Origin of the sequence: Coprococcus intestinalis, assembly GCF_023656595.1 — a bacterium.
Taxonomy (GTDB): domain Bacteria; phylum Bacillota; class Clostridia; order Lachnospirales; family Lachnospiraceae; genus Coprococcus_A; species Coprococcus_A intestinihominis.
Window position 1 is genome coordinate 1 of sequence record NZ_JAMOKJ010000038.1, and the last position, 3,980, is coordinate 3,980.

Sequence of the window (3,980 nt, forward strand, 5' to 3'; positions counted from 1 at the left end):
GAATTCGAATAAATCGAGTTGCTTAAAAAAGCCAGTGTTTATGCGGGTTTCAGCGATTTCGATTAGTCTTTTGATAACAAATTGATAACAGTCATAGCAAGTGCCATTATTCTTGTTATCCAGTGGTTTATGGGTAACGGAACAATTAACAGGTGGCTTGCAGACTAAAGTTCGGAGCTTGGCTCTGAACAAATTCCATATTATAAACTAAGCCCTTAGCTGTGGTTAATAACCATAGTTAAGGGCTTTTTTGTCGTTGCCAAAGCATCTGTAGGGAGCTGCCAGTGGCAGGTCCTGTAGGTGCTTATTTATCTTTCAAGTGGTCTTTGAATGCTTCCACGAGAGCGTCACTTAATTCCTGTGATGGAACTTTTGCCCAACGCTGTGTGGTGTCGAACTCTGGATAATGGTAACGCCAGTTATCGTATTCTTCTCTGTTGATTTCTTCGGAAGATAGCTTGTCTGCCTGTTCTTTCCAAGCATACAGCATTTTGAGGAGTTCATATGCTTCTCTGCCTTTGTCCTTGTTGACCTTTAAGCATACCTCTCCGTCTGCTTCACTGACAGTAAGACCGTAAATATCTTCAAGGGTAAACAGAGTGTGCATAAGACCGATATAGCTGTCTATGTCAGGAACATCAAGAGCCTGTGGAGAAACATCAAGCACCTGTGCCAATGCATTTGTAAGGTCTGCTTTCGGTTTGCGTGTACCAGTTTCGTACTGTGCCAAACGCACATCAGCACTCTTTTCTGGAAAACCGATTGCTGTACCGAGATACTTTTGTGTCATACCACGCATTAGTCTGAAAAAATGTATTCTTTCGCTGATAGCCATAATGATACGCTCCTTTTATATTTAGTGAAATAAGTATAGCAGAAATGTTTAGTGGAAGTCAAGAAAAACCGAAACAAAAATGTTTAATATTTTCTTTGCAACCACTTGACAATAGCAAATATGTTTAGTAAAATAAATTACGAATTAAACAAATATGCTTAATGCGACAACTGAATGACCGTCCGAAAAGCCAAACCGCCAAGACCTCGTCGGAGCAAGTTCCGTATCGTTCGCTTGTGTGCAAGCACAAAAGCTCATTCGCTGCACTGCTCCTCCTCTTCCCCAAAAGTCTCCGACTTTTCGGGAACCCCTATACGAGCGAGCGCCTGATGTACTGCGGTGCATTGGGACAGCACAGCGCCTGCCGACAAGCAGGAGTGCCTGTTGGAACTTTAACACGGAGAAAGCGGCAAGCAAAAAATTATTTTAAGAAAGGAAGAAAAAGGATATGGAAAACAGATTTATCCGAGCCGAAGATGTGGCTCAGGAACTAAACGTATCAAAACCTTATGCATATAAACTCATCAGACAATTAAATGAGGAATTGAAAGCAAAGGGCTTTATTACGATTGCAGGGCGTGTAAATCGCCAGTATTTTTACGAAAGGCTCTACGGAGCAGGAAAGGGGGAAATGTAAATGCCGGTATTTAAGAATGAAGATAACGGTACTTGGTATGTGATGGCAAGGTATGTGAACTGGAAAGGGGAACGCAAGCAGAAATGCAAGCGTGGCTTTGCTACCAAACGAGAAGCACAGGAATGGGAAAGAATGTTCAAATTGCAGACTTCTTCAGACCTTGATATGAGTTTTGAAGCCTTTACGGAGCTTTATATCAATGATGTGAAGAACCGTTTGAAGGAAAACACGTGGCTTACCAAAGAGCATATCATACGCACAAAGATACTTCCGTATTTCGGGAAACTGAAAATCAGCGAGATTTCCACAAAGGAGATTATTACTTGGCAGAATGAAATGCTTGCCTATCGTGATGAGAAGAAAAAGCCTTATTCACAGACGTATCTGAAAACGCTGCACAATCAGTTGTCCGCCATTTTCAATCACGCTGTCCGCTACTATGAACTGCGTTCCAATCCTGCGGCAAAGGTGGGAAATATGGGACGTGAGGAACACAAGGAAATGCTGTTCTGGACAAAGGAAGAATACAAGAAATTCTCTTTTGAGATGATGGACAAGCCTGTTTCCTTTTATGCGTTTGAAATGCTTTACTGGTGCGGTATCCGAGAGGGCGAGCTGTTAGCTTTGACTCCGGCAGATTTCAACTTTGATAAGGAAACAGTCACAATCAATAAATCCTATCAGCGTTTGAAAGGGCAGGATGTGATTACTTCTCCGAAAACGAAAAAGAGCAACCGCACGATTAAAATGCCGAAGTTTCTGTGTGAGGAAATGAAAGAATATCTCGGTATGCTTTACGGATTGAAGAAGAAAGACCGTATCTTTACGGTGACGAAAAGCTATCTTCATCACGAGATGGACAGAGGGGCAAAGGCGGCAGGCGTGAAGCGTATCCGCATTCACGATCTCCGTCACAGCCACATTTCACTCTTGATTGATATGGGCTTTTCTGCGGTGGCGATTGCTGACCGAGTTGGTCACGAAAGTATTGATATTACTTATCAGTACGCACACCTCTTTCCGTCAAAGCAGATTGAGATGGCAGAAAAATTAGATGATTTAGGGAAAGGAGATTTTGAAAATGTCAGCTAAGAACAGAGATAACAAAAATCGTTGGAGGAATATCACAGTAGGGTTTCGAGTATCGCCCGAAGAAAACGAACTCATTAACAGAGCTGTAGCTCTATCAGGATTGCCAAAACAGGAGTATTGTTACCGCCGTTGCTTAAATCAGGATGTGGTGGTACAGGGCAATCCGAGAGTGTATAAGGCGTTGAAAACGGAATTTGCCACAGTCCTTGCGGAACTGAAAAGGATTGAAGCAGGAAAAGGTGTGGATGATGAACTGCTGAGTGTAATAGAACTGATTTCCATTATTCTCGGCGGTTTGAAAGGAGAGGATGCGAATGGAGAATAAAAAAGAAATGACTATTCCAAATGTATCTGCGGCAACAGATGCGGAACAGTCACTTTCCAAATGTACTGACAATAGTATAGTCAATCAGGATACGGATTTCAAGGGGTACGAGCAATCTTTTGAAGAAATGCAAAGGGAAATACTCAGACAGTTAGACCCTTCCTATCTGAAAACAGTATCAATGACAACGCTGTATGATACGGTGTTTGAGGTTCAGACACCACTTATCGACGGTCTGCTCCAAAGGGGAACTTACCTTTTCGTAGGTTCCCCGAAAGTGGGAAAGAGCTTTATGATGGCACAGCTTGCCTATCATATCAGCACAGGCACACCGCTTTGGGAGTATAAGGTGCGTAAGGCAACGGTGCTTTATTTTGCCCTTGAAGATGATTACCCACGTTTGCAGAAGCGATTGTTTCAGATGTTCGGTGCAAAGGAGACAGGCAATCTGTATTTCGCAACGGAATGTAAAACGGTCAATGGCGGACTGGAAGAACAGATAAGAGGGTTTATGAGGGAACACCCAGACACAGGCTTGATTATCATAGACACCTTAAAGCGTGTGCGTGAAGCAGGCGGAGCAGATTACAGCTACGCAAGTGATTATGATGTTGTGGCAAGGCTGAAAGCGTTGGCAGACAGTTACAAGGTTTCAATGCTTATTGTTCATCATACACGCAAACAAAAATCGGAAGATATATTCGATATGATTTCAGGCACGAATGGTCTGATGGGTGCGGCAGACGGTGCATTTGTTCTCAGTAAGGACAAGCGTACTTCCAACAATGCCACACTTGATGTTGCTGGCAGAGACCAGCAGGATATGAAAATCCATCTTGTAAGGGACAGCGAGCGATTGGTGTGGAACTTTGCAAAATCGGAAACGGAGATGTGGAAAGAACCGCCCGAACCTCTGCTTGAGAAGATAGCGGATACGCTCTTTTCGGAAAGTGACAGATGGGAAGGAACTGCTTCGGAACTTTGCGAAAGGCTTGCGGTGGATATAAAGCCGAATGTACTTTCTTTAAGGCTCAGTATCAACGCAAGCAGGCTGTTTCGTGATTACGGTATCCGTTATCAGAACAGCCGCA

At 43.3% G+C, this 3,980-nt stretch carries 5 protein-coding genes; 4 read left to right on the forward strand and 1 reads right to left on the reverse strand.

Annotated features, from left to right (window positions below; genetic code table 11):
* Window positions 1–304: 304 nt before the first annotated feature.
* Window positions 305–835, reverse strand: coding sequence for a helix-turn-helix domain-containing protein (locus NBH03_RS15695; RefSeq protein WP_009247529.1), 531 nt, complete (start codon window positions 833–835; stop codon window positions 305–307).
* Between the two features lie 448 nt (window positions 836–1,283).
* Between NBH03_RS15695 and NBH03_RS15700 the strand changes: the two genes are divergently transcribed.
* The 4 genes from NBH03_RS15700 to NBH03_RS15715 form a co-directional block, all read left to right on the forward strand.
* Entirely contained in the window at window positions 1,284–1,472 is a 189-nt protein-coding gene (locus tag NBH03_RS15700; protein ID WP_009247528.1) for a helix-turn-helix domain-containing protein, read from the forward strand.
* On the forward strand, window positions 1,473–2,564 hold the full coding sequence (locus NBH03_RS15705; RefSeq protein WP_009247527.1) for a site-specific integrase: 1,092 nt from the start codon (window positions 1,473–1,475) through the stop codon (window positions 2,562–2,564). It abuts the gene before it with no gap.
* Entirely contained in the window at window positions 2,554–2,889 is a 336-nt protein-coding gene (locus tag NBH03_RS15710; protein WP_009247526.1) for a plasmid mobilization protein, read from the forward strand. Before NBH03_RS15705 ends, NBH03_RS15710 begins: the two co-directional genes overlap by 11 nt.
* Window positions 2,879–3,980 (forward strand): AAA family ATPase (locus tag NBH03_RS15715; protein WP_250800125.1); only part of this gene is annotated, 1,102 nt, incomplete at its 3' end. The genes NBH03_RS15710 and NBH03_RS15715, both read left to right, overlap by 11 nt.